Raw genomic sequence first — 22,838 nt, forward strand, 5'->3', positions numbered from 1 at the left:
AGGGAGTATTTTCATAACGCGCAGCAGTTCCGTTTGCGCCAGACCAGATAGCCCATGTCCTCGCCGATGGCGGGATAGACCTGGCCTGCCGACATGAAGGTGGTGGATGCGCCAATGGGCGCGCAGGCGTAGCGGCCCTTGGTCTGCGGATTGGGATTGGTGGCCTGGAAGCGGTATTGCTGCTTCCTCATCACCGGCATCAGATACTTGCCGCAAAGCCCCTTGCTGCCCATCGTGCCCCAGGCGACGAGTTCGCGGTGCAGCTTGTAGGAGAAGCGGGCGAGGGCGAGCCGCGATGCCTGGACGTGCCCAATCGTCGCCGAGACATTGCCATTCAAGGGATACATGCTGCCCTGGCATCCCGCACACCAGAAGAGTTCGTCGGTCGGGAGCTTGGCCGTCGCAGCAACGCAGTCAGCCGCACAGGCCGCAAGCGCGAGCGGATTGGCGAAGAGAACCGCTTCGGGATTGATGATCGCGGTGAGCTCGCTGTCCTGCCAGAGCGGATCGATCTCGGTGATGTAGAGAATGTCGACCGAGCCCTGCTCCAGGCACAGGAAATCGGCAACGATCTCCATCCAGTAGATCAGCGGATAGGCATACCAGTGGACATGCCACTGCGAATTGTACTGCGTCGCGCCGCCCACCGCCGAAGGACCCGCCATCGACTTGAACCCGATGTCGAAACCGGGATCGAGTTTCATCCCGCCGAGATTGACGAAGCACCAGGGCTTCATGCTGACGTCGGCAAGCCGCACCGGCTCCCAGAAGCCCATGGCGATGCCCGGCCGCAGACCGCAGAGGCAAACGGGGAGCGCCGGGTTGCTCGTATCGGGACGGCTCGACGGCCAGATCTTCAGGCCGCCAACCGAGATAGGAAACAGGCACGACCAGCAGATGTCGGTGATCGGATTGACGAACTTGCCCGTGCAGCGGCCCGGACCGGCAGATGCCTGCGCTGGCGAAGCCGCCGCAAGGCTGAGACTGCAGAAGAGGAGCGTGCAGCATATCCATGTGAGAAGACGATTTTTTCTGCTCATGACGATGCGCGCTCCTTGGATCGAACCGGCTGCTCGGTGATGATGAGGACGCTGCCCTGCTGCTCGACGGTTGCGGGCACGGCGCGGATGCCGAAATGCTTCACGAGGCTGCCGCCCTGGTCGAAATAGAAACGGCGCTGGCGGGCCTTCATCAGTTCAAGCGGCGCGCCGCGCACGAGGATGAGTTTGGCCTTGGTGCTGGCATAGCGCCGGGTTGCCCAGGCAAGCTGCTCGGGGTCGTCCCCGTCGAGGAACACCAGCGGCACACGCAGCGGTACGGTGTCGAGCGGATTAACCCGAGTTCCGGCGGCGACGATCACCCGGCCCTTGTCGTCGGCAATGTCGCGCTCGACGCTGATCGTCGGATCGAAGCGCCAACTGCGCGCTGCCGCCGCAGCATTGATGCCTGCGACTGGATCTGGGCGGTTAACCCGCGCTATCGTGCGCCGCTTCAGCTCCTCGTTGAGCTTGGCCGTCTCGCCGGTCTTCTCGAGATGGGTGAGACGCGCATGGATTTGCTCGAGCAGGTCAGGCTCGATCACGGACCAGACCGTGCCTTGCTGGCCGTAGTCGCGGGCGCTTGCCGGCGCGGTCATCAGAAGAGCAGCTGCGAGGAACGGGGCGGCGCGAAGCGGTGTCACAGGATTGGCCTCCCGACCCCGAGAATGCGCCTGGCGCAGATCCACCCGATCGCCGCATAGCGGCTGTCGAAACCGTCCTTGTGCGCGGTGGTGACGAAATAGCAGCCTTGAGGGACCACGCCTGTCGGACCGAGCGCCAGCGGCTCGCCAAAACGGCTTGCGCGCTTGGCTACCGCAACCTTGCGGCCATTGACGAAGAAGCTGCGCTTCTTCTCGGTCACGATATCGCCGGGCATGCCGCTCACCTTCTTGCCGAACGGCTTGGGCTTCTTGCCGAAGTGCCGTTCGAGCAGTGGTGAAGCGGGCGGATCGAACAGGATGATCTCGCCGCGCTGTGGTAGCGCGCCTCGATCGAGCCAGATCGCCCAGTAGGGCAGGCTCGGACTGGCGTTGATCATCAGCGCGTGGTCCTTCGAGAAGGCGGCGAGGGAGGTGAGCGCGAGCGCTGCCGCGCCGAGCCCTGCCCACAGCGCGAGGCGCCGCCCGGTTGGCGAGTGGGGGACAAGATCAGCGGCGTGCATCGGGAATAGCTCCCACGCGGCGCGCGACATCGGCGCGCACGGCTTCGGTGAGATCAGGCGTGCTGCCGGCAACCACCGCTTCGGCGACAAGGACCGTGCGGCCCTCGCGGCCCAGATGTTCGACCGAGGCTTCGACCGCCTGGAGATAGGCCTGGACGCGCATCTTGGTTTCTTCTGGCGGTCGGCCTGCGCGAGCCTCGGCTTCGATGAAGTCGCCCATGATGCGGCTCAGCTGCACGGTCACCACTTCGCGCTTGTCGAGCGCGAGCAGCTTGTCGGTCGCCCAGACGCCCCAGAGCGCCGAGCCGACCAAGCTCAAACCGAGCGCGACGGCGGTCCAGTTCACCGCACCCATGCGGCCGCGCAGGGACGGTGTTGCCAATATGTTCTTCACAGCTTTTCTCCCGAAAGCTCACGCTCGAGATCGTTGACGAAGCGCGGCAGGCGCCAGACCACGACGAGCGTTGCGACACCGATGAGGACGAACTTGAACTCGTCGAGGAAGCCGATCTGGCGGCCTTGCTCGGCGCCCAGGAAGCGGTCCGAAATATTGGCGAGATGGGCGAAGAAGACCCCGGCATCTCCGCCGGAAATCAGAAGGAAGAAGAGCAGCGGCAGCCCGAGCGCCATGAGGTAACTCGAGGCGAGGAAGGTGCTGCCGCGAAGCACGATGTAGCAAAGGTCGGCGGCATGAGACCGCCAGCCCTTGGCCGGCAATTCGAGGCTGTCGCTGTCGCCACGGGCGTCCTGGGCCCGGTCGATCGGCGTGACGAGATGGAGTGGCATCGGTTTTGCGTGTCCTTGGATGGATGGAGGGAGAAGTCAGGTTCGATTGGCAAAGGCGATCCGTTCGATCGCGTCGGCAAGCTGGTGGCCGCGCGCGATTTCGGCATCGATCGCGGCAAAGGTCTGCGGCGAGCTTGAGAACAGCGTCGCCGAATAGTCGTCGAGGACGAGCCGGCCGATGGCTTCGGTCTCCGGGCCCTTGATGAAGACTTCCGAATAGTCGCTGCCCGAACGCTTCAGGCTGCGGATCAGGGTCTCGGTGCGGTCGTCCATGTCGAGGCGCTTCGACGCCTTGAAATCGGCGATCGTCTCGGGCTTCTGCTGGAGGATCAGCATCCAGTCGCTGTTTTCGAGCGCAGCGGTCGCGCCGTCGGACTTGTAATAGTCGTTGAGTGACTGCGTCGCGGTTGCCAGCGCCCCGCCATATTTGCGGCAGGTGCGGGCATAGGTTTCGACGAACTCGCCCATCGAGCCGCCCTTGAGCATCGACCACGCCTCATCAATCAGCAGCAGCTTCCTCACCGAGCGCGGGCTGCGGGTCATGGCCTGGCTGGTCATGAACATGATCGCCGAGAGAACGACGCTGCGCAGTTCCTCGCGGGTGGCAAGGTCCGACATCTCGAAGACGGTGAAATCGGTGTCGAGATCGAGGCTCGCCTGGCCTTCAAAGAAGGCCCCATAGGTGCCGCCGGCCATGTATGGCGCAAGCGCGGTGGCGAGATCGCTCGCGGCTTCATTGCCGAGACCGGCCAGCGCTTCGCCGACGCCGGTGATCGAGGCATCGACGCCCCGTTCGCTCCAGACCATGTTGACCGCCCGGTCGATCAGGCCGCGCTCGGTGTCGTTAAGCTTTGCGCTGTGCCGCGCCATTTGGCCGACGATCGCCTTGACCATGCCGAAGCAGTCGAGCCGGTAATCCTCGTCTTCGGCGGCGCGCTCGCCATCGATCATCGAGAACGGATTGAGGCAGAAGCCCGCCTTCATCGTGAACTCGACGAACCGGCCGCCTTGCAGCTTCACCGAATGCTCGAAGCTGCGCCCGTCGTCGATGACCACGACCTGCGCGCCAGCGCCGCGCAGCGCCGCGCACATTTCCTGCAGCAGCACAGACTTCCCCGATCCCGACTTGCCGCAGATCGCGACATTGTGGTTGCCAGCATCGTTCTCGAACGGCGACCAGAAGAAGGGCTGGCCGCGCCGGCCCACGAACAGCAGGTGCGGATGGACGCTGCCGAGATACTCGCCCTGCATGGGAGCGATATTGGCCGCTGTCGTCGAGAGCACGGTCTTGAAGCGCTTGAGGCGCTCCATGTCCGCACCGAGCCCATCGGCCAGCGTCATCGGCATGGCCGCGAGCAGCCCCTGGATCTGCAGGTATCGCTCATCGGCAAGATCCCAGCCCGCCGCCTTGTAGATCGACTTGATCGCGCGTTCGTCGCGGTCCCCGCGGCCGAGCGGGGAGTAGGTCGTCAGGCCATAGAAGACCCGCACCAAACGTCGGCCTTCCTGCAGCTCGGATTGCACATGCTGCCACTCGGCTGCCTGCTCGCCGATGCGGGGCAGAAAACGCGCGCTGCGCGTTCCAGCAAGGCTCGTCGTACGCATGAACTTGAAGCCGGCCTTGGCCGAAGCGGCTTCCTGGTCGGGATAGACGAGGCACAGCATCGTCGCCGCCGGGCAGGGGAAGCGCAGCTTGTCGGTAAACATGTCGCCGATGAGCCGCGCGCATTCCCACGGCGCCCAGCGCTGGGGCATGTTGCGCGAGGAAAAATGCCGCACGTCGAACGCATCGGGGTAGACCGTGCCGATCTCGGGAACGCCGTCCTCGATCTTGCCCGTCGCACGAAATCGCTCGGTGACGAGCCGCATCCGGTCTTCGTGGATGACGAGCTCGATATCGTGCCGGATCGCCTGGGCCGCGATCGCGTCGTTCGGATTATAGGGCACGGCATCGTCTTGCGGCGCGGTGGTCGGCGAAGTCAGGTCGTCGATGATGGCGATCAGTCGCTGTGGCTCGACTTCGGCGACGCCCAGGTTGAGCGACTTCAACATCGCAATAAGGCCGTCGCGGGTCTGCTTGAGATCCTCATTGCTGACCGCCTTGGCCGCAGGCACACCGACCGAAACGATGACCTGATGGTGCCGGGCGTGGAAAGGCGCATCCTGCGAACCCGATTCCCAGACAAGGCCGTAGAGCCGCCGTGCGCGGTGACGGGCAATCGCCTCGTAAACTCCGCCCTGGACATAGCGCGGCGCAAACCAGGGTGCGACGATCCGGCTGATGCGCGGGGATGCGAGATGCAGGACCTGGAGACAGGCGCCTGCCGGAAGCCCTTCGGAGAAGAATGACCCGAGGATCTCGCCAGTGCGTTCGTCCGCCCCGATCAGAGGAGTGACCGAGAGCACGAAGCCTTTGGAGCGCGCGTTGAAATAGAGCCGGTTCGTCGGATCATAGACCCGGTAGGGGAGCCAGTCCGACAGCAGATCGAGCATCAGAGCTGGCCGGTCATGTTCAGCGTGCTCGGCATCGCCCAGAAGACCGGTGAGGAGCCTGTCAACGATCGTCTTGAGTTTCTCGGCCATCACTTGGGCTCCTTTTGTGCCTTGGCGGCGTTCTTGGCGGCCTCGATTGCCTCGATGGTCGGGAAGATCAGCGGGGCCTTGTCGGCAGATGGCCGAGGGGTTCGATCATGCGGGGGCTGCGCCATGTCGAACCCCTCGACCGCCGGTGCGCCCGCACCGGCAACCGCCTCGCGCGCCGTGGAGGGGAGGACCAGCGGCGAGGCAGAGGGGATGTCCTCGAGCGAGGACGAAGGCTGAAAGGGCTGTCCGAGATCGAACGTCTCGGCTTCGGGCCGTTCGGCCTCGGGAAGGGTGACGGTTTCGTTCAGGAGATCGCTCTTGGCCTGTGCGGCCTTCAGCTGGCGCCTGAGCTGCCGCATCAGCGGCGGGGCGGTATCCTCGCCTGCCTTGCGGCGCAGTTCTGCGGCCCAGCGCGGATTTTCGACCACCGCCCAGGCGACCGCATCGTCGTGTAGCGTTCCGGTCTCATCGATATGGGCCGGAAAGACGATCCTGAGCGTACGCTCGGAGGTGCGGGCCTTATCGCCGGATGCGACGGAAACAGGGGGACGCAGACCGTCATGGACCGGTCCGCTCGTGGACAAATCCCTGGTCGCGCGCGCATCGATCACCTGGCTGGGTGCGCAGTCGCCCTTCGGGGCACGGCAGGTGAAATCGCCTTCGATATTGGTTCCGAAAGTGGCGCAGCCGCTTGTCAGTACGGCAAGGCAGGCAGAGGCGAGAATACGGCGGGAAAATCCCATGACGATTATCCTTTCTTGGCCGGAGCGGGGGCGGCCGCTTTTGCGGGATTGAGGAATTCACGGAGCACGGAAGCCGGGCGATACCCTTCAAGGATCGCGCCGTCGGACGGGCGTACGATCACCGGCGTTCCGTTGAAGTCATGGGCCTTGGCAAAGGCCTCGTTGGCATCGAGCCCGCTCGTGTCACACGGTTTGGGATTGGCGAGGGCGAGACCCGAATAGGCCATGTGCAGGGACACCTCGGGGCGCGGCGAGCACAGCACCCGTTCGGCATCGCGGCGGCTGTCGGCCCCGAAGATCGAAATGGGCCGCTCCTCGACGCGCGCGCCGATCGCCTTCAGCTCGCCTTCGAGCTTCTTGCAGTAGCCGCAGTGGAAATCGGAGAAGACGACGACCTTGGGGCCGTTGGCTGGTCCCCAGGTGATCGCGCCGTTGGCGGGCAGGCCGGCGAGCGATACCTTCTGCGGGGTGGCGCGCGGGGCGGGCTGGCTTTCTTCGTTGGTATTGCTCCGCCGTGCAGCACCAGCAGCCAGCAAGTCTGGGTTGAGTGCGAGGAGACGGGCTGCCGTCAGGTCTTGCCGCGCCTCCATGTCGTAGATGCGCCCGATCACCAGATATTTGGCCGCGCGATCGACGTAGAACAGCGTCGATTTCGAGGCGACTTCGCACAGGCCGCCAAGGCCATCGCAGGTGATGGCGTCGATCGGCGTCTTCGGGAGGCGCAGCTTGAGCGCGGCGCGCACCTTTGCCGTGTCGGGAGCCTGGGTCGGGGAAGCGAGGCTTGCCACGCCCCAACCCGTTGCGGCTGACAGGGCGGCGATGGCAGCAGCGGTCGCCACCGGTCGCAGCCAGCGCCGCGGCTTGGTGGGGGTTGGATCGTTTGCGGCAGGGGTCATTGGGAGTTCCTCACGTAGACGCCGTCGAGAAAGACGATCTCGACATCGATGCCGGTCGGCATCTCGACGACGGGTTGGTATTGTTCGGCGCGCTCGATCAGATATTTGCTGACCGTATCGGCGGCATCCGCAGCGCCCTGGCCGAGCCCACCGCCGAGGATGTCGCCGGCAGAGAGCTTCGAGCGGGTGCCATCGGCATTGGTCGTGACGCCCGAGAAGACGCTGTTGGCGTTCGCCGAAAAGCCGCGCCCGAACCCGCCGACAATCCCGGCAAGCAGAGCCTGGCTGACAAGGCTGCCCTCGCGGCTGACGACACGGCCACGCACGCCCGATTTTCCGGCAAAGCTGATGAAGCCCTTGACCTCGCTTACAGCGACGCGCCCGCCGGGCTGGTCGCAGGTCATCCGCGCCAGCTTCACATAGACCTTCTCGGACGAGAGATCGCCGCGCGCTGCGCCGTTGACGATGCAGCCCTGAAGGCGGGTGGTCAGAACCTTGCCGTTCTGCATGACCGATCGCGCCGGACCGGTAATGCGCAGCACCACGGGAAGTGGATCGGTCTGGCTCGCGACGCCCGCCGAGGCATCGACGCCGACTATGACCTTGGCCGGAGCATAGGAATTGGGCGGCAGATAGTCCGGCGAGTCCTCGACCACGACCGGCGGCGCTTCCGGGCGAGCCGCCCGCAGTCCACTGGCTCCTGCCTTGTCGGAGGTGAAGCTCATGAGTTTGACTTCACCAGGCCCAGGCAGGCCCGCTTCGCTCGCGCCAAGCACAGCACCCGCAGGGGCTGGCTGAACCGGCCGACCACGCGCATCGTAGCCACCCGCCTGCGGGCCATAGGCCGGTGGCGGCAGGCTTGCGGCTGCCGGGGCGGCCTGGCTGGCAAGGCGGGACTTGAGATCCGCGTTCTCAGCCGAGATCGCATCGATCGCGGCCTGTCCGTCGACCCGCATGGCCTGGTTTTCTGACCTAAGCGCGGCAAGCTGGGATTCGATTTCCTCGCGCGGGAGGCTCGCGTCCTTCATCGCCTTCTGCTCGCGGGTCACGGCATCGAGACGATTGCCGTAGGTCGCGACGAACTCGCGCTGCGAAAGGTCGCGATTGATGAGCCCTGCCGTGTCGATGGTCTGGGCGGCGGTGGGATCATCGCTCTTCGCGCTGTCGTCGCCGCCCAGGATGAACCAGCTGCCTCCGACAAGCGCGAGTGCGCCCAGGGAGCCAAGTAGAAGCTTCTGCCGCCGTGCGGTCTTCGCGTTGAGGCTGGTCACTGGCGACGGTGATGCCGGATCGGCCTGTACCGGGGTTGAGATCGAGGGAGCATCAGTCATGGCCCAACCCTCCGTTCGAACCGACGATGAAGGCGACCGTGCTTTCTCCCGATTTGAGAGTGGGCTGGGCGATCGAGATTGCGAGTGTCTGGGAGGAAGCGAGATCCGCTTCGGCAAGCGTCAGCGGCTTGCGGCCACGGTTCGCCAGGCGGATGACCTTTCCGGCAAGCGCGCTGCCGCGGTAATCGGCGATGAGCTGGATTTCGAGATCGCCGACCCGTGCCGGAAGGGCGGAGGATTGCCTGACTTCAAAGCCATCGACCGTCCGGTCATTGGCCATGGCCTGGATGAGCCGCACTGCGCTCGTCTCCAGCGGCGTTTCGCTCTCCCAGCCAGATGCCTTGTTTGTCGCGATCGCCGGGTTGGTGATGAAGACTTGCACTGCCGGGACAGGCTCGACCTGGCAGGAAACCTTGTAGACGAAGCCCTTCTTGGTCGTGGCGAAGAAGCTGATCGACCGCGCCGCATAGGTCTCGGGCACCGACACGTATATGTCGCCGCGCAGCGGTTCGTTGGTGACCGCAAAGTCGTTGTAGGGCGTGCCGGTCGAGATCTTCGAGACGCTGGCAAACTGGTCATCGACCAGCGCGAAGCGCGTCAGCTCGCGGGCCGACACGGCGCATTCGATGCTCGCTCCGTCTGCAGCCTGTTTGAACTGGTCGGCGGCCTCGGCGCCGCTCCCTGAGAATGCGAGCATGGTACTGGCGCAAAGAGCCAGACTCCACGCGCGCGTCTTGCGTCGGTAAGCCATCACTGGGCCTCCTTCGTTGGGTCTTTGGTGGGCAACTGGCTGAAGCCTGACAGCGCGAGACGCAGGCCCCGGTAGGTCCAGTTGAAGCGGAAACGGCGCTCGTCGCTCGCGATGACCTGGGCACCGACAAACGTCTTGAGCGTCCCCGTCACGTCGGACGTCAGCCCCTTGGGGTCGACGGTCATCGAGCGGATGACGAAGGCCTGGGTGACGTCCGAACCCCGCTGCTCTTCGACAATCCGCACGAGATCGGCCTTTAGCCGTCCGTAGCTTGCCGGATCGGCGAGCTTCAGGATCTCGTCCATCCAGTAGTCGAGACCCTCGGGGCTGCGATTGAGGAGAACGAGCGCGGCATCGCGGGTCACGAGTTCGAGATAGTCGGCCTCGACCCCCGCGCTGCTGACAGTGAGCTGCTTGGGGAGCGTTGGCAGGAGCACGACTTCGCGGTCGCGGGTGGTAGCAAGGCTGACCGCTACGACGAGCGCAATGCCAAGTCCGGCGCTGGTGAGCGCAAAGAGGTTGCGCTGGCGCAGCAGCGACTGCTGACGCTCGTGTGAAATGTCGGCAAACATGGATATCTCCCCTCAACCGGCAAGCAGGCGGCAGTGGGAAGGCGGCGTCGATTTCAGGCCCAGTAATCCGGCCGGCAGATACCAATAGGCGGCATGGGCTACCCAGGAGCTGGCGCGTCCTGCTTTTGCCTTTCGCAGCGCGAACCAGGCGCCGAAGGCAACGATGATGCCGATAAAGATATGCTGGCTGAGGATTCCCCAGGTGAAGGGGATGAGCATCCCGGCGAACTCGTCGATGGTCCAGAAGCCGATGAGCTCCGGATCGTCGAGCCGACGCGGGATGATATATGGGTCTGCCATGGCGACGCGCCTTCCCGTCCGATGCGTCAGATGACCGCGGTGACGACCGAGGTGACGATCGGAACACCCGTGCCGACGCCGATGCCGACACCGACCGGAACAGCGACCTGTCCGAGCGAGAACCGGCCGGAGGCGAGACCGATGAGACCGCCCGCAAGGCTGAGGACGGTGATGATCTTGCCGCCCGAGCCTTCGAGGAAATCAGTGAATTTCGTGAGGGCAGGGGTGAAGGTCGTGTCGGCGCCGGCGTAAGCGGCGCTGGCGGCCAATGCTGCGACAGCAAGCGCTACCGCAAAGGTCATGGCCCGCCCGAGCTTCGAGGGGTTCTGATCAATGGCGCTGGAACGCCGGGAAAGGGTAAGAGACTGCATATGGAGCTCCATCTGGAGGGGTGAACCCAGCGTTCTTTCGTTCGCTGTGTGTTCCACATGGATCTAGGAAATCGATGTAGGAAAGTCGGATTGCCGCTGGAGCTGAAGTGGCGGACGGATATGGACGCATCAATTGCTCGGCGTCGGCGATAATGCGCAGAAACAGCGGCTTATTTCGCAATTAGCGTCGACGAATCCCGACAAGCGTGGCGGTGATGGTCGGCGACTCGGGCCTAGGGGATGATTCGCCTAGAAACGATATGTTCCGTAAATGTTCTTTTCATTTTCCTACATGGATCACGCGCGATATGGCTACGACTCAGTTCCTCATCGTTGGAGTTTTTGTCGATGCACCAGCCCGCGCCATTCCGATGCGAAGCCAACACCAGCCTCGCGCACATTCTTGCCCATGCAATCGAGTCGTCTGACAAGCCCAAGCACCAGATCGCTCGGGAAGTCGGGATCCACCGCGAGACCCTGCTTCGTGTCATGCGCGGCGATCGGCCGATCGGCCTTGATGAAGCCGCGCGCGTTCTCGATGTCTGCGGCGCCTTTCCCCGCGCCAGCATGATCCTCGCGTTGGCTGGTCAGGAGGATCTCGCCTGCGAATGGATGCGCAGCGAGATGGGGGAGTTCCTTGAGGACTTCTTTACGGCCTTGCCAGGCCAGCTCGAACGCACGCTTGGGCGACGCGTGGAAGATTTGCGACCCCGGTGGGCGAACGGCACTTCGCAGCTCGTCGCGCGCATGCTTGCCAAGCATATCGATGATTTTGCCAACCGCGACATTTCGATGTCGCTTCCGCGCTGATCCAATTCACCTCGGAGGGGACCGAGAAATTGAACCGACAGGATCGATCATGAATGCCCATCTCCAGCCTAGTGAAGACGTCTCGATCGAAGGCGATAAGCAGTCCCATACCACTCCACCGGCACGTTTGCTGCGCTTGCCAGAAGTCATGGACCGGGTGGGCTTGAAGCGTTCGGCGATTTATCAGCGGATGAGCGAAGGCAGGTTCCCGAAATCCCGCTCGATTGGGCCCAAGTGTGCTGTCTGGGTCGAAGCGGAGATTAACGAATGGATTCAGGCGGTCGCTCGGAATCCCTCCTGCGCTGATCCTTGATCTCTGCCGTTGGAAATCCGGTTCCACATGCAGTTCATGACGTTTGCTCTGATCCCACGATTTCAAGTCTGTCGGCCTCATCCACCCCTGGTTGAGACAATTGCCCTCCCATTTTGAGGGGACAGGCGATTTTGTTCGTATGAACAATGTGGGCAACCTGTTTGGTGGCGCGCGGTGACACCAGAGTTTTGGTGTTGCCGAACAAACAATACATGGATGGGGAGACGCAGATGAGTTCGAAACCGCACGCTCAACGGCAAAGCCGGAAAGGCGCCTGGATCGCTATTGGCATTCTCGTCCTGGCCTTGGTAGCAGGAGTGACCTTCATATTTTCAGGGATTTATAATGTGGCGGCTGATGATCCCCACACCAGGCCAGTCTATTGGTTGCTTGAAACGGCACGAGACCGGTCTGTCGCCGCCCATGCGAGGAATGTTCCACCACCACCCGATCTTGCGGATCCAGCCCGGATTGCTGCAGGCGCCGGGCTCTACGCCGAGATGTGTGCCGCCTGTCATCTGGCTCCGGGTATGGAGAGGACCGAAATAGCGCAAGGCCTCTATCCGGCCGCGCCCGAGCTTGCTCGCGGCAACGACCTGACACCGGCCGAGAAGTTCTGGGTCATAAAGCACGGCATCAAGTCCACTGGCATGGCTGCCTGGGGTAAGACGCACAATGACACGCTCATTTGGAACATGGTCGCGTTCCTTCAGAAGCTGCCTGGCCTCTCGGCCGATCAGTATCAGACCTTGGTGAAGGCGGCACCGGAGGGCCATGATGAGATGATGAAAGAGCAGGATGGTGGTCAGGATCCCGCCGCGTCCGATCATCACGATGACGACATGGGACACCCTCACTGAACCGATCATCGGGAGCCAGGCGCTCCTGAATGGGCGTGGCCTTATCAGCCTGATGGGTCCGTCGAGTCTTTCTTGAATCCCTCAACCGGCCCTTTTGCGCGACTTCTTCGAAGCCTGCGCAGCTTTTGGCTGAACGGACTGTTCGGCCTCGGCCGCGAACCAATGATCGAGGTCACGGCCATGGGGGCAGCCTTCCTGCTCCCACAGCTGATAGGCGCGCGCCGCGGTCTTCGCGTTGCGGGTGTCTACTTCAACATTGTTGCCTTGCATCGCCATGTTCAATTCCTTTCCATTACTCTCGTTCGAAGATCGTAGGAGACGCCGGGGTATTCGGGATTCGCCATGATCGGCCCTTGTTCCAGATGACGTAGTCGCGCCTCTTCGCGCGCGATATAGCTTCTCGTGCGCGGCACGATGTCCTGGCGCTTGGCCAATTGTAGTTGAAACACCATCATGCTTTGTTTGCGGAACGCCATTTCGGATGCGGCTAGATAATATTCCCACAAGCGCACAAAGCGCTCGTCGTAGAGCCTCGCCGCCGCTTCGCGGCGCTCGAGAAAGCGCGTTCGCCAATGACGCAAAGTGTCGGCGTAATGCAGGCGCAGGATTTCAACGTCGGTGACCAGAAGCCCGGCACGTTCGATCGCAGGGAAGACCTCGGAGAGCGCGGGAATGTAGCCGCCGGGGAAGATATGCTTTGCGATCCAGGGATTGGTGATGCCTGGAGGATCCGAGCGGCCAATCGCGTGCAGTACCATCACGCCCTTTTCGCGGAGCAGATTGGCGCACTTGCGGAAGAATGTGTCGTAGTGATCGACGCCGACATGTTCGAACATACCCACCGACACGATTCGGTCGAATGTCCCGACGAGATTGCGATAGTCGGAAAGAGCGAAGTTGACCTGGTCATCCAGCGCGTCGGCTCTCACCCTTTGGCTGGCAATTTTTAACTGCTCTTCCGAAAGCGTGATCCCGGTGACGTGCCGAGCGTCGCAAGTCTTCGCGAGATAGAGCGCCAAGCCGCCCCAGCCACAGCCGATATCGAGTACCCGGTCATTCGGCCCGATCAATAGCTTGGCGGCGATGTGGCGCTTCTTGGCAAGCTGCGCCTCCTCCAGGTCTTCGTCGCCATTTTCGAAATGACCGCAGCTATATTGCCGGTCCGTGTCCAGAAAGAGATCGTAAAGGCTGGCATCAAGATCGTAGTGACGAGACACGTTCTCCTTCGATCGTTTTTGCCCGTTCGCTTGCTGTCGACGTCGCAAGAGGTGGCGCGGTGCGAACGGCAACGCCATCCACCAGAGTCGGCGCAGCCCAAGATCTTGTGACAAGGCGAGCGAGAGGAGATCGGCGATCGTTCCTTGTTCTACGACCAGGGATCCCTCGGTGTAGGCTTCCCCCAATTTCAGATCGGGATCGAACAAGACGCCCGCTTGCGCCTTCCAGTTCGTGAAGCGCACCGCGACCGCCTCTCCGCTTTGGTCGCCAACCGTGAATCGATGACCCGAGGCAGTGGTCACTGCAAGCGTACCTCGTGTGAAGATTCTGCTCAGCAGTCTCTCAAGCAACTTCTCCATCGCCTTGTCCCCTGAAATGCGCCGTTTGCCTCTCGATGCCGCCATCCCTGGTGATCGGAGCGGCCAGTCCCGCGACACTCGGCGGCTGCGGCTGGACAAGCTCCTGGGTCAATTCCTCTAATTCGCCCGCGTCGAGCGTCTCACGGGCCAGCAATTCTTTGGCTGTCGATTCCAGAATTGGCCGGTTGGCCTCCAGAATGCTTCTCGCTGTCCGGAATGCCTGCTCGACCAGTTTCTGTATGGCATGGTCGATGGCTTCGGCTGTGCCGTCCGCATAAGTACGCGGCTGCCAGGCCTGGACCTGACCCGAGAGGAAGGCGCTGCGTTCCGCTTCGTAAGCGACTTGCCCCAGTTCCTTGGTCATTCCGAAGCGCACGACCATGCTTCGCGCGAGCTCTGTTGCTCGGGCCAGATCGTCTGCCGCGCCGGTCGAGGCCTCGGCGAATATCAGTTCTTCGGACGCCCGGCCGCCCAGCAGAACCGCCAGGCGATTGTTGAGCTCGGATTGACTCAACAGATAGCGATCCTCGATGGGGCGCTGCATCGTGTAGCCAAGCGCCCCCAGACCTCGGGGAATGATCGAGACCTTTTGCACCGGATCGGTCCCCGGAAGGGCCAGCGCAACCAGAGTATGCCCCATTTCGTGATGGGCAACGATCTCGCGTTCCTTTGCGCCGAGGATGCGGCTCTTTTTTTCGGAGCCGGCCACGATCCGTTCGACCGCTTGCGTGAAGTCGCTTAGCGTGGTCTCGATGGCATTGCGTCTCGTGGCCACCAGTGCCGCCTCGTTGACCAGGTTGGCGAGGTCAGCGCCGGTAAATCCGGGAGTCATGGCCGCTATCGTCTCGACGTCGAGATTGGCAGCCGCTCGGATATTGGTGAGGTGCACCTTGAGGATGGCCGTTCGGCCTTCGCGATCCGGCCTGTCGACCAGGACCTGACGATCGAAGCGCCCGGCTCGCATTAGTGCTGGATCCAGGATTTCGGGACGGTTTGTCGCGGCCAGAACGATTATGCCGACACTGGGGTCGAAGCCATCCATTTCGGCCAGGAGCTGATTGAGGGTCTGCTCTTTCTCCTCATGCCCACCCATCGGGTTGTCGATTCCGCGGGCGCGGCCCAGCGCGTCGAGTTCGTCGATAAAGATGATGGCCGGCGCCTGCTTTCTTGCGTTCGAGAAAAGATCCCGGACCCGGGAGGCCCCGACGCCGACGAACATTTCCACGAATTCCGAGCCGGTGATGGAAAAGAAGGAAACACCGGCTTCCCCAGCAACGGCGCGAGCAAGGAGCGTCTTGCCGGTGCCGGGAGGTCCGACCAGCAGGATACCTTTTGGAACCCGGGCGCCCAGCCGGCCAAAGGCAGCGGGATTCTTGAGGAACCCGACAACTTCGGCGAGTTCGTCCTTGGCTTCGTCAACGCCGGCGACGTCGGAGAAGCGGACCTCTACGTCCTGTTCGCCGAATACCCTGGCCTTGCTGCGCCCTACCGCCATCAGACCGCCGCTCATGCCGCCGCCCATCATCGGCCGGAACAGGAACATCCAGATCAGGATGAAGCCGATCATCGGCAGGAACCAGGAAACGACGCTTTCAAGAATCCCTGGAGGCGGCTCCCCCGAGAACTTGACCTTCTGACGTTCAAGTTCGCCGGCAACGGCTGGATCGACCCGCACCGTGGTGAAGTGCTGAGGGCCATCCTTGGCAGGCTTTTTGTATGCCCCCGTAATTGTTGTCTCGCCAACCACGACGTCGGTAATGGCATCCTTCGCCAGGAGTTGCCGATATTCGCTATAGGGGATCGTCTTGATGTGCCCAGATCCCGACCAGAGGTCCTGCATGACGAGCACGGCAGAAATCACGACGATGAAATAGAGCAGGTCGAGACGAAAATCGTGCTTGGGTTTCTGGTCCTGCTTTTCAGCCATGTTTGTTATCCTGATCGGCCAAGCACGGATGAGAGTGTCCAGCCATTGGCGATTATTCTGTCATTACGCTACGGCTTTACACGTTTCCGGACTCAGGCGACTGGGCTTCCAGCCTCACGCCAGTCCTCCGCCGGGTCGCAATGATCATGGCGTGGATTGGCCACAGGTTTGTTAACCTGCATCAAGAATTGCTCCTGCCTGTGGACGCCCTGTTGCAGATGACGCCAAGCAAGAACGAGGGGCGCCGATAATGGGCGCGACCGGAACAGGTTGGACGGTCGCGCATGCACATGGCTGGAAGCCGGTATCCGGCACCGTTCTTGATGCGCGTTAAAGATCATGGGCGTGGCACGGGCCAGCATCTCTGGCATGACACGCAAATCGCAAATAGCGAGTTTCGGCTCCACGATCTTGGACGATCGCGGCATCGGACATTCGACTAATGGCGCAACTCCATCTCCACCAACGGTCGCATATGCGCTTTCGGGATGGGGTAAACGGGAGAGAAATACATGAACAGTCAGCCGAGCGCATCTCTCCGATTCCTGGGCGCGACCGGGACGGTTACCGGGTCACGATATCTGGTCGAGGCCAATGGCAAGCGAATACTCGTCGATTGCGGGTTGTTTCAGGGGTACAAGCAGCTTCGGGAACGCAACTGGAAACCTTTTCCCGTTCCGCCCAAATCGATTGATTGCGTCGTGCTCACGCACGCGCATCTCGACCATTCCGGCTATTTGCCAGCCTTGGTCCGCAACGGCTTTCGAGGTATTGTGCATTGTACCCGGGCCACCGGAGAACTGTGCAACCTGCTGCTTCCCGACAGCGGCCATCTGCAGGAAGAGGAGGCCCGCTATGCCCTGCACAAGGGCTATTCAAAGCATGTAAATCCCAAGCCGCTCTATACGTTCGAGGATGCTAGAAGCGCGCTTGGTCACTTCGAGCCAAAGGACTTTGACAAGAACGTTGATCTGGGGCCGGGCATTTCGGCACGGTTCATTCCCGTTGGGCATTTGCTGGGAGCAGCGCAGATCCAGCTGACGGTTAATGGTCGTACCGTGCATTTCAGCGGCGACGTCGGACGCGATACCGATCCCTTGATGCGCGGGCCTCGCCCGTTCCCTGGAGCGGATATCCTTGTCTGCGAGTCCACCTATGGAAATCGCGTGCATCCTCATGTCGATGCCGAGGCGGAACTGGGTGAGATCATAAACAGGGTCGCAGGGCGTGGCGGCGTAATTGTCATTCCGGCATTCGCCGTGGGGCGCGTTCAGGGCGTCATGCTGCAGATCGCCCAGCTTAGGAAGCGCGGCGCCATTCCCTACGTGCCGGTCTATCTCAATACACCGATGGGGACGGATGCGACCGAAATCTACCATCATCACCATGATGAACACCATGTGAGCTGGGAAGACTGCAAGGCGATGTTCAACCTGGCCGAACGTGTACGCACCGTAGAGGAATCAAAGGAACTCAACCGGCGCAGTGGCCCCATGATCATCATTTCGGCAAGCGGTATGCTTGCTGGAGGTCGTGTGCTCCATCACGTCGCAAGTTTCGGTCCGGACCCCAAGAACGCAATCGTCCTCAGCGGCTTCCAGGCGGGAGGCACGAGAGGCGCGGTGCTGGCGAGGGGCGAGAGGCACTTGCGGCTTTTCGGTCAGGACGTCGAAATCCGGGCCGAGGTGATCCAGATCGAGGGAATGTCCGGGCACGCCGACGCCAACGAACTCCTGGCATGGATGGGGCAGGCGGCGGCGCCGGAAATGACCTACATCACTCACGGGGAGCCCGATAGCGCGGATGCGTTGCGCTTCCGCATCGACCATGAACTGGGATGGAATGTGCGCGTGCCCGAGCATCTCGAACGGATCAACCTCGCGAGACCGCGCTGATGGAGACCGTCCATTCCATTCCTCTGGTCCGTGCCGGCATCGACACGTACCGGCAGCCGGTCGTCTACATGCGGAGTGACTGCCACCTGTGCCGGGCGGAGGGGTTTTCGGCCCTCACGCAAGTGGAAATTGCGCTCGGCGGTCGATCGATCATCGCTGCCCTGAATGTATTGACGGGCGCGGATTGGCTCGCCCACGACACGGCCGCGCTCAGCGAAGCAGCCTGGAGAGCACTTGCGGCGAGCGAGGGAGCGTTGGGGATCTTCTCCCATCCGGAACCGCCAGCGTCGGCATCGGCCATACGCGCAAAAGTCTATGGGCAGCGCCTGGACCTGGCCGCCTGCGAGGCGATCATCTCCGACACGGTTGCCCACCGCCTCTCCGATCTCGACATCGCCGCATTCATCACGGCTGGAGCCGGCGACCGCCTGGACACTGAAGAAACCATCGCACTTACGCGGGCAATGCAGCGGGCCGGCAAGACGCTGGACTGGGGCGGCGGCATGGTGCTGGACAAGCATTGCGTTGGCGGTCTGCCCGGCAATCGTACCACCCCGATTGTTGTCGCTATCGTTGCAGCAGCAGGCTTTCGCATTCCCAAGACATCAAGCCGCGCCATAACCTCTCCGGCGGGCACCGCCGACACGATGGAGGTCTTGGCGCCGGTCGCCCTCGACATTCCAGCCATGCGGCGCGTTGTCGATGCCGAAGGCGGATGCGTGGTCTGGGGCGGCAGTCTCGACCTTAGCCCGGCCGACGATCTGCTGATCCGGGTGGAACGGCCACTCGATTTCGACAGCGACGGCCAACTTGCCGCCAGTGTGCTGTCGAAGAAGGCATCGGCCGGATCGACGCATGTGATTATCGACATGCCCGTGGGTCCCACAGCGAAGGTGCGGTCGGCGGAAGCGGCCAAGGCGCTGTCCGACCGCTTGCTGGCCGTGGGTAATGCCATCGGACTGTCCCTGAGAATTCACTGTAGCGATGGAACCGCCCCGGTTGGGCGCGGCATTGGTCCAAGTCTCGAGGCGCGCGACCTTCTCAAAGTTCTGCAGTGCGAACCCGACGCACCGCAGGATCTGCGGTCGCGGTCCCTTGATCTGGCGGGCGCTCTCCTGGATCTTGCACGTTCGAACGACTGCCACGGACGGGCACTGGCAGAGCAACTGCTCCACAACGGAGCCGCAGCCACCAAGTTCCAGGCAATTTGCGAGGCGCAGGGCGGCTTTCGCGAGCCCGGTCTTGCGCCGCATCGCTCGCTCGAATGCGCTCAGAGTGCAGGGCGCCTGGCAGCGATCGACAATCGCCGTATTGCGAAGATCGCCAAGCTCGCCGGCGCGCCCGGTCGCCAGCGGGCCGGTCTCCTTCTGCTGGTCCAGCCGGGCGACAGTATCGAAGTGGGCACGCCGCTCTACGAGATCCACGCGGAGACACCCGGCGAACTGGTCTGGGCACAAGACTATGCCCGGTCAGGGCCATCTCCTTTCCAGATCGGCGATCCCGCATGACCATTGTCCTCGCATTTCCGGGAATGGCGCCGTTGGGTGAGCGGATTGCTGCGCTGCTGGGCGCCGAGTTTCAGGTGATCGATCATCATCGCTTTCCCGACGGCGAGAGCCTCGTCACTCTGCCGGGAAAGGTCGCGGGACAAGATGTCGCCATATTGGCGACCCTGCATGGTCCCGATCAGATTGCCTTGCCGCTTCGGTTCGCGGCGGCAACGGCACGGGAACTGGGAGCTAGCCGCGTCGGGCTGGTCGCACCCTATCTTGCCTACATGCGGCAGGATCGGCGCTTCGCCGAAGGACAGGCGGTGAGCGCACCTTTATTTGCCTGCTTTCTTGAAGAGAGTTTCGACTGGCTGATGACGGTGGATCCGCATCTTCACCGCATCCCGTCGCTCGACAAACTCTTTCAGATACCCGCACGTCGCGTCGTGACAGCACCGCTGCTGGCCCAATGGATCGCCGCGAACGTTTCGGATCCGGTTCTGCTGGGTCCTGACAGCGAGAGCCGGCAATGGGTTGCCGAAGTGGCCGGACTTGCAGGATGCCGGTTTGAAGTGCTTGAGAAGCGGCGCAGCGGCGATCGCAGCGTCGAGGTCAGCGTGCCGCGCAGCGAAGCGCTCCTCGCCGGAACGCCTGTCATTCTCGACGACATCGCTTCATCGGGGCGTACCCTGGTCCGTGCGATCGAGCGATTGGCGGAAGCGGGAACCAGACCGCCGGTCTGCGTCGTGATCCACGCGGTGTTTGCCGGGAGCGCCTATGCCGATATTCTTGCGGCAGGCGCAGCGCGGGTCGTCACGACGGATTCGATCCCGCACTCCAGTAACGCTATTTCGCTGGCGGGCGCATTGGCGCAGGTATTCCATGAATTGCAGTCCGCGGAATTGGCGACGTTTCCATCCAGCCGTTCGAGTGACAAGGTAAAACGATGAACGATCACACGCACCATCATCAACACGGCAAAGCGAGCGAGGGCGGCACGGTCTACACCTGTCCCATGCATCCCGAAGTGCGGCAGGTCGAACCCGGCGATTGCCCGAAATGCGGAATGCACCTGGTGCCTGAAGGGAGCGGAACGGAAGGCAGCCATTCGCACTGCCATCACGACGCTCATCAGGCAAAGTCCCAGCCAGGCGACACCCGCTACGATACCGTGCCGACAGGATACCATGGCGCCGTTTACACCTGCCCGATGCATCCGCAGGTTCGGCAGACGAAGCCCGGCTCCTGTCCCATATGCGGCATGGGGCTGCAGCTTGAGTCGGGCGCTGTGGCCGAAGAAGGTCCCAATCCGGAACTGGTCGATTTCACCCGGCGTTTCTGGATCGGCGTGGTTCTTACCGTGCCTTTGCTGGTTCTGACCATGGGGCCCTATGTCGGCTTGAGCGGTGTCAGAGAAATCTTCGGCGAGCGCACCACGCTGTGGATCGAGTTCGCGCTGGGCACCCCTGTCGTTCTGTGGTGTGGCTGGCCATTCCTGGTGCGCGGCTGGAACTCGTTCCGCACGATGAACCTGAACATGTTCTCGCTGATCGGCATGGGCGTATTGGCATCATGGCTGTTCAGCGTCGTGGCCGTTCTGGCGCCCGGCATCTTTCCGGAAGGCTTCCGCGACACCGAGGGGCACGTCGGTGTCTATTTCGAAGCGGCGGCGGTCATCGTGACGCTGGTCCTGCTCGGACAGGTCATGGAACTGCGTGCAAGAGAAGGCACCGGCAAGGCCATACGCGCGCTGCTCGACCTTGCCGCAAAGACGGCCCGTATCATTCGCAGCAACGGCAGTGAGGAGGAAATCCCGCTCGAGGACGTGAAGGTCGGTGACCGGCTCCGTGTGCGCCCAGGCGATAAGGTTCCGGTCGATGGCGTCGTGACCGAGGGCCGCTCCTCGATCGACGAGAGCATGATCACGGGGGAGCCTGTTCCTGTGGAGAAAGTCGCCGGCGACCCGGTCACGGGTGCGACGATCAATGGGACGGGTAGCCTGGTGATCGAAGCCACGCGTGTCGGAGCGGATACGATGCTCTCGCAGATCGTCGAAATGGTCGCCAACGCCCAGCGTTCGCGTGCGCCAATCCAGAAATATGCCGACAAGGTCGCCGGCTGGTTCGTGCCCGCCGTGATCGGAGTCGCCGTGCTGGCCTTCATCGGCTGGGCTATCTGGGGACCGGCGCCGGCGCTTTCCTATGCGCTCATTGCCGCGGTCGCCGTGCTCATCATTGCCTGCCCCTGCGCGCTGGGGCTTGCGACGCCGATGTCGATCATGACGGCAACCGGACGCGGTGCCCAGGCCGGCGTGCTCATCAAGAACGCAGAGGCTTTGGAGCGCTTCGAGAAGATCGACACATTGATCGTCGACAAGACCGGCACCCTGACCGAAGGCAAACCCCGGCTGACGGCCGTGCTGCCAGAGGCAGGCCATGAAGAGGTCGATGTGCTGCGTCTTGCCGCCACGCTCGAGAAAGGGTCCGAACATCCGCTGGCAGAGGCCATTGTGGCGGGAACTCAGGATCGCGGCGTGGCGCTGGGATCGGCGAGCGACTTCGAAGCCGTAACCGGAAAGGGTGTCAAGGGCGTTGTCGATGGCAAGCGCGTGGCGCTCGGCAATATGAAGCTCCTTGCTGACCTCGGTATGCAGGCGACTGAATTGGCGGAAAAGGCCAATGCCCGTCGCGATGACGGCGAAACCGTGATGTTCGTCATTCTGGAGGATAGCATCGCCGGTCTGGTCAGCGTAGCGGACCCGGTCAAGGAGAGCGCGCCCGCCGCGCTCAAGGCGCTGCATGGGCTAGGCTTCACCATCATCATGGCGACAGGCGACAACGAGCGTACCGCGAAGGCTGTTGCCGCCCGGCTGGGTATCGACGAAATCCGCGCAGACGTGCTGCCTGAAGACAAGGCCCGGATCATCCGTGAACTCCAGCAGCAGGGCCGCAAGGTCGCCATGGCGGGCGACGGCGTGAACGACGCGCCGGCTCTGGCACAGGCCGATGTCGGCATCGCCATGGGTACAGGCGCGGACGTCGCCATCGAGAGTGCGGGCATTACCCTGGTCAAGGGCAATCTCGACGGGATCGTACGCGCGCGCCGCCTGGCCCGCGCGACCATGCGCAACATCCGCCAGAACCTGTTCTTCGCCCTCATCTACAATGCTGCAGGTGTGCCGGTGGCGGCAGGAGTGCTATTTCCCTTCTTCGGCATTCTCATCAGCCCGATGTTTGCCGCCTTTGCCATGAGCGCGTCCTCACTGTCGGTCGTCACCAATTCCTTGCGGTTGAGGAGCGCCCGGATCTAGCGGGTGCCTCAACCTCTCGAAATGGGGTCAAGAGTGCCGGATTGGATCGAGACCAAGCATATCAGAGCGTTTGAAAGTTTGTTCAGGAACGAAGCCGGCAGGAGACAACGGGTGGAGAACG

General features: G+C 62.6%; 23 protein-coding genes. 7 read left to right on the forward strand and 16 right to left on the reverse strand.

Annotation, left to right across the window (positions count from 1 at the left end; all coding sequences use genetic code 11):
- Positions 1 to 11: 11 nt before the first annotated feature.
- From traU to D6858_RS02480, 13 genes are read right to left on the reverse strand one after another with little or no spacing between them, the layout of a single operon-like run.
- Positions 12 to 1,040 carry a conjugal transfer pilus assembly protein TraU gene (gene traU, locus D6858_RS02420; protein WP_120106873.1) on the reverse strand — a complete coding sequence of 343 codons (1,029 nt, stop codon included), beginning with the start codon at positions 1,038 to 1,040 and terminating at the stop codon, positions 12 to 14.
- Entirely contained in the window at positions 1,037 to 1,681 is a 645-nt protein-coding gene (traW, locus tag D6858_RS02425; RefSeq protein ID WP_120106875.1) for a type-F conjugative transfer system protein TraW, read from the reverse strand. The genes traU and traW overlap by 4 nt, the downstream gene beginning before the upstream one ends.
- Positions 1,678 to 2,202 (reverse strand): S26 family signal peptidase, encoded by a 525-nt coding sequence (locus D6858_RS02430; RefSeq protein ID WP_120106877.1) that lies wholly within the window; start codon positions 2,200 to 2,202, stop codon positions 1,678 to 1,680. The genes traW and D6858_RS02430 overlap by 4 nt, the downstream gene beginning before the upstream one ends.
- On the reverse strand, positions 2,189 to 2,596 hold the full coding sequence (locus tag D6858_RS02435) for a type-F conjugative transfer system protein TrbI (protein ID WP_120106879.1): 408 nt from the start codon (positions 2,594 to 2,596) through the stop codon (positions 2,189 to 2,191). The genes D6858_RS02430 and D6858_RS02435 overlap by 14 nt, the downstream gene beginning before the upstream one ends.
- Positions 2,593 to 2,988, reverse strand: coding sequence for a hypothetical protein (locus tag D6858_RS02440; RefSeq protein ID WP_120106881.1), 396 nt, complete (start codon positions 2,986 to 2,988; stop codon positions 2,593 to 2,595). The genes D6858_RS02435 and D6858_RS02440 overlap by 4 nt, the downstream gene beginning before the upstream one ends.
- 36 nt (positions 2,989 to 3,024) lie before the next feature.
- The gene (gene traC / locus D6858_RS02445) at positions 3,025 to 5,571 is read right to left on the reverse strand and encodes a type IV secretion system protein TraC (protein ID WP_120106884.1); all 2,547 of its coding nucleotides are present in this window, start codon (positions 5,569 to 5,571) and stop codon (positions 3,025 to 3,027) included.
- Positions 5,571 to 6,314, reverse strand: coding sequence for a conjugal transfer protein TraV (locus tag D6858_RS02450; RefSeq protein ID WP_120106886.1), 744 nt, complete (start codon positions 6,312 to 6,314; stop codon positions 5,571 to 5,573). The genes traC and D6858_RS02450 overlap by 1 nt, the downstream gene beginning before the upstream one ends.
- Positions 6,315 to 6,319: 5 nt before the next feature.
- On the reverse strand, positions 6,320 to 7,210 hold the full coding sequence (locus D6858_RS02455; protein WP_120106888.1) for a DsbC family protein: 891 nt from the start codon (positions 7,208 to 7,210) through the stop codon (positions 6,320 to 6,322).
- Positions 7,207 to 8,541 carry a TraB/TrbI/VirB10 family type IV secretion system protein gene (locus D6858_RS02460; protein WP_067737159.1) on the reverse strand — a complete coding sequence of 445 codons (1,335 nt, stop codon included), beginning with the start codon at positions 8,539 to 8,541 and terminating at the stop codon, positions 7,207 to 7,209. Before D6858_RS02460 ends, D6858_RS02455 begins: the two co-directional genes overlap by 4 nt.
- Entirely contained in the window at positions 8,534 to 9,292 is a 759-nt protein-coding gene (locus D6858_RS02465; RefSeq protein ID WP_067737163.1) for a type-F conjugative transfer system secretin TraK, read from the reverse strand. The genes D6858_RS02460 and D6858_RS02465 overlap by 8 nt, the downstream gene beginning before the upstream one ends.
- On the reverse strand, positions 9,292 to 9,864 hold the full coding sequence (locus tag D6858_RS02470) for a type IV conjugative transfer system protein TraE (protein ID WP_067737165.1): 573 nt from the start codon (positions 9,862 to 9,864) through the stop codon (positions 9,292 to 9,294). Before D6858_RS02470 ends, D6858_RS02465 begins: the two co-directional genes overlap by 1 nt.
- 12 nt (positions 9,865 to 9,876) lie before the next feature.
- Entirely contained in the window at positions 9,877 to 10,164 is a 288-nt protein-coding gene (gene traL / locus D6858_RS02475) for a type IV conjugative transfer system protein TraL (RefSeq protein WP_007013892.1), read from the reverse strand.
- Positions 10,165 to 10,190: 26 nt separating this feature from the next.
- Positions 10,191 to 10,535, reverse strand: a complete 345-nt coding sequence (locus tag D6858_RS02480) for a TrbC/VirB2 family protein (protein WP_067105315.1) — start codon at positions 10,533 to 10,535, stop codon at positions 10,191 to 10,193.
- 348 nt (positions 10,536 to 10,883) lie between these two features.
- On the opposite strand from D6858_RS02480, the gene D6858_RS02485 reads away from it, so the two are divergent.
- The 3 genes from D6858_RS02485 to D6858_RS02495 all read left to right on the forward strand — a co-directional run bounded on the left by D6858_RS02485 (position 10,884) and on the right by D6858_RS02495 (position 12,518).
- Positions 10,884 to 11,345, forward strand: a complete 462-nt coding sequence (locus D6858_RS02485) for a transcriptional regulator (RefSeq protein ID WP_067737170.1) — start codon at positions 10,884 to 10,886, stop codon at positions 11,343 to 11,345.
- A gap of 49 nt (positions 11,346 to 11,394) precedes the next feature.
- Positions 11,395 to 11,658, forward strand: a complete 264-nt coding sequence (locus tag D6858_RS02490; RefSeq protein ID WP_084385051.1) for a helix-turn-helix transcriptional regulator — start codon at positions 11,395 to 11,397, stop codon at positions 11,656 to 11,658.
- Between the two features lie 230 nt (positions 11,659 to 11,888).
- Positions 11,889 to 12,518, forward strand: a complete 630-nt coding sequence (locus D6858_RS02495) for a c-type cytochrome (RefSeq protein WP_067737198.1) — start codon at positions 11,889 to 11,891, stop codon at positions 12,516 to 12,518.
- Between the two features lie 81 nt (positions 12,519 to 12,599).
- On the opposite strand, the gene D6858_RS02500 is transcribed toward D6858_RS02495, so the two are convergent.
- The 3 genes from D6858_RS02500 to ftsH are packed head-to-tail and all read right to left on the reverse strand — an operon-like array spanning position 12,600 to position 16,022.
- On the reverse strand, positions 12,600 to 12,794 hold the full coding sequence (locus D6858_RS02500; protein WP_067737173.1) for a DUF2934 domain-containing protein: 195 nt from the start codon (positions 12,792 to 12,794) through the stop codon (positions 12,600 to 12,602).
- A 2-nt stretch (positions 12,795 to 12,796) separates the two neighbouring features.
- Positions 12,797 to 14,095: an SAM-dependent methyltransferase gene (locus D6858_RS02505; RefSeq protein WP_084385052.1), complete on the reverse strand. Its 1,299-nt coding sequence runs from the start codon at positions 14,093 to 14,095 to the stop codon at positions 12,797 to 12,799.
- Entirely contained in the window at positions 14,079 to 16,022 is a 1,944-nt protein-coding gene (gene ftsH, locus D6858_RS02510; protein ID WP_120106891.1) for an ATP-dependent zinc metalloprotease FtsH, read from the reverse strand. Before ftsH ends, D6858_RS02505 begins: the two co-directional genes overlap by 17 nt.
- 512 nt (positions 16,023 to 16,534) lie before the next feature.
- Between ftsH and D6858_RS02515 the strand changes: the two genes are divergently transcribed.
- Genes D6858_RS02515 through D6858_RS02530 form a run of 4 tightly spaced genes read left to right on the forward strand, consistent with a single transcriptional unit; the run spans position 16,535 to position 22,717 of the window.
- Positions 16,535 to 17,917, forward strand: coding sequence for an MBL fold metallo-hydrolase RNA specificity domain-containing protein (locus tag D6858_RS02515; protein ID WP_067737181.1), 1,383 nt, complete (start codon positions 16,535 to 16,537; stop codon positions 17,915 to 17,917).
- Entirely contained in the window at positions 17,917 to 19,425 is a 1,509-nt protein-coding gene (locus D6858_RS02520; protein WP_067737184.1) for a thymidine phosphorylase family protein, read from the forward strand. Before D6858_RS02515 ends, D6858_RS02520 begins: the two co-directional genes overlap by 1 nt.
- On the forward strand, positions 19,422 to 20,357 hold the full coding sequence (locus D6858_RS02525; protein ID WP_067737187.1) for a ribose-phosphate diphosphokinase: 936 nt from the start codon (positions 19,422 to 19,424) through the stop codon (positions 20,355 to 20,357). The genes D6858_RS02520 and D6858_RS02525 overlap by 4 nt, the downstream gene beginning before the upstream one ends.
- Complete coding sequence (locus D6858_RS02530; RefSeq protein WP_205664856.1) at positions 20,354 to 22,717, forward strand: copper-transporting P-type ATPase; 2,364 nt, start codon at positions 20,354 to 20,356, stop codon at positions 22,715 to 22,717. Before D6858_RS02525 ends, D6858_RS02530 begins: the two co-directional genes overlap by 4 nt.
- The last annotated feature ends 121 nt before the right edge of the window (positions 22,718 to 22,838 follow it).

The sequence above is a fragment of the Tsuneonella suprasediminis genome (assembly GCF_003605755.1).
GTDB classification, from domain to species: Bacteria; Pseudomonadota; Alphaproteobacteria; order Sphingomonadales; family Sphingomonadaceae; genus Tsuneonella; species Tsuneonella suprasediminis.

What these genes read in the sequence shown, in the direction of transcription:
- traU (WP_120106873.1), bottom strand. Translation starts at nt 1,040, where the DNA reads ATGAGCAGAAAAAATCGTCTTCTCACATGGATATGCTGCACGCTCCTC.
- D6858_RS02430 (WP_120106877.1), bottom strand. Translation starts at nt 2,202, where the DNA reads ATGCACGCCGCTGATCTTGTCCCCCACTCGCCAACCGGGCGGCGCCTC.
- D6858_RS02440 (WP_120106881.1), bottom strand. Translation starts at nt 2,988, where the DNA reads ATGCCACTCCATCTCGTCACGCCGATCGACCGGGCCCAGGACGCCCGT.
- traC (WP_120106884.1), bottom strand. Translation starts at nt 5,571, where the DNA reads ATGGCCGAGAAACTCAAGACGATCGTTGACAGGCTCCTCACCGGTCTT.
- D6858_RS02450 (WP_120106886.1), bottom strand. Translation starts at nt 6,314, where the DNA reads ATGGGATTTTCCCGCCGTATTCTCGCCTCTGCCTGCCTTGCCGTACTG.
- D6858_RS02455 (WP_120106888.1), bottom strand. Translation starts at nt 7,210, where the DNA reads ATGACCCCTGCCGCAAACGATCCAACCCCCACCAAGCCGCGGCGCTGG.
- D6858_RS02460 (WP_067737159.1), bottom strand. Translation starts at nt 8,541, where the DNA reads ATGACTGATGCTCCCTCGATCTCAACCCCGGTACAGGCCGATCCGGCA.
- D6858_RS02465 (WP_067737163.1), bottom strand. Translation starts at nt 9,292, where the DNA reads ATGGCTTACCGACGCAAGACGCGCGCGTGGAGTCTGGCTCTTTGCGCC.
- D6858_RS02470 (WP_067737165.1), bottom strand. Translation starts at nt 9,864, where the DNA reads ATGTTTGCCGACATTTCACACGAGCGTCAGCAGTCGCTGCTGCGCCAG.
- traL (WP_007013892.1), bottom strand. Translation starts at nt 10,164, where the DNA reads ATGGCAGACCCATATATCATCCCGCGTCGGCTCGACGATCCGGAGCTC.
- D6858_RS02480 (WP_067105315.1), bottom strand. Translation starts at nt 10,535, where the DNA reads ATGCAGTCTCTTACCCTTTCCCGGCGTTCCAGCGCCATTGATCAGAAC.
- D6858_RS02485 (WP_067737170.1), top strand. Translation starts at nt 10,884, where the DNA reads ATGCACCAGCCCGCGCCATTCCGATGCGAAGCCAACACCAGCCTCGCG.
- D6858_RS02490 (WP_084385051.1), top strand. Translation starts at nt 11,395, where the DNA reads ATGAATGCCCATCTCCAGCCTAGTGAAGACGTCTCGATCGAAGGCGAT.
- D6858_RS02495 (WP_067737198.1), top strand. Translation starts at nt 11,889, where the DNA reads ATGAGTTCGAAACCGCACGCTCAACGGCAAAGCCGGAAAGGCGCCTGG.
- D6858_RS02500 (WP_067737173.1), bottom strand. Translation starts at nt 12,794, where the DNA reads ATGGCGATGCAAGGCAACAATGTTGAAGTAGACACCCGCAACGCGAAG.
- D6858_RS02505 (WP_084385052.1), bottom strand. Translation starts at nt 14,095, where the DNA reads ATGGAGAAGTTGCTTGAGAGACTGCTGAGCAGAATCTTCACACGAGGT.
- ftsH (WP_120106891.1), bottom strand. Translation starts at nt 16,022, where the DNA reads ATGGCTGAAAAGCAGGACCAGAAACCCAAGCACGATTTTCGTCTCGAC.
- D6858_RS02515 (WP_067737181.1), top strand. Translation starts at nt 16,535, where the DNA reads ATGAACAGTCAGCCGAGCGCATCTCTCCGATTCCTGGGCGCGACCGGG.
- D6858_RS02520 (WP_067737184.1), top strand. Translation starts at nt 17,917, where the DNA reads ATGGAGACCGTCCATTCCATTCCTCTGGTCCGTGCCGGCATCGACACG.
- D6858_RS02525 (WP_067737187.1), top strand. Translation starts at nt 19,422, where the DNA reads ATGACCATTGTCCTCGCATTTCCGGGAATGGCGCCGTTGGGTGAGCGG.
- D6858_RS02530 (WP_205664856.1), top strand. Translation starts at nt 20,354, where the DNA reads ATGAACGATCACACGCACCATCATCAACACGGCAAAGCGAGCGAGGGC.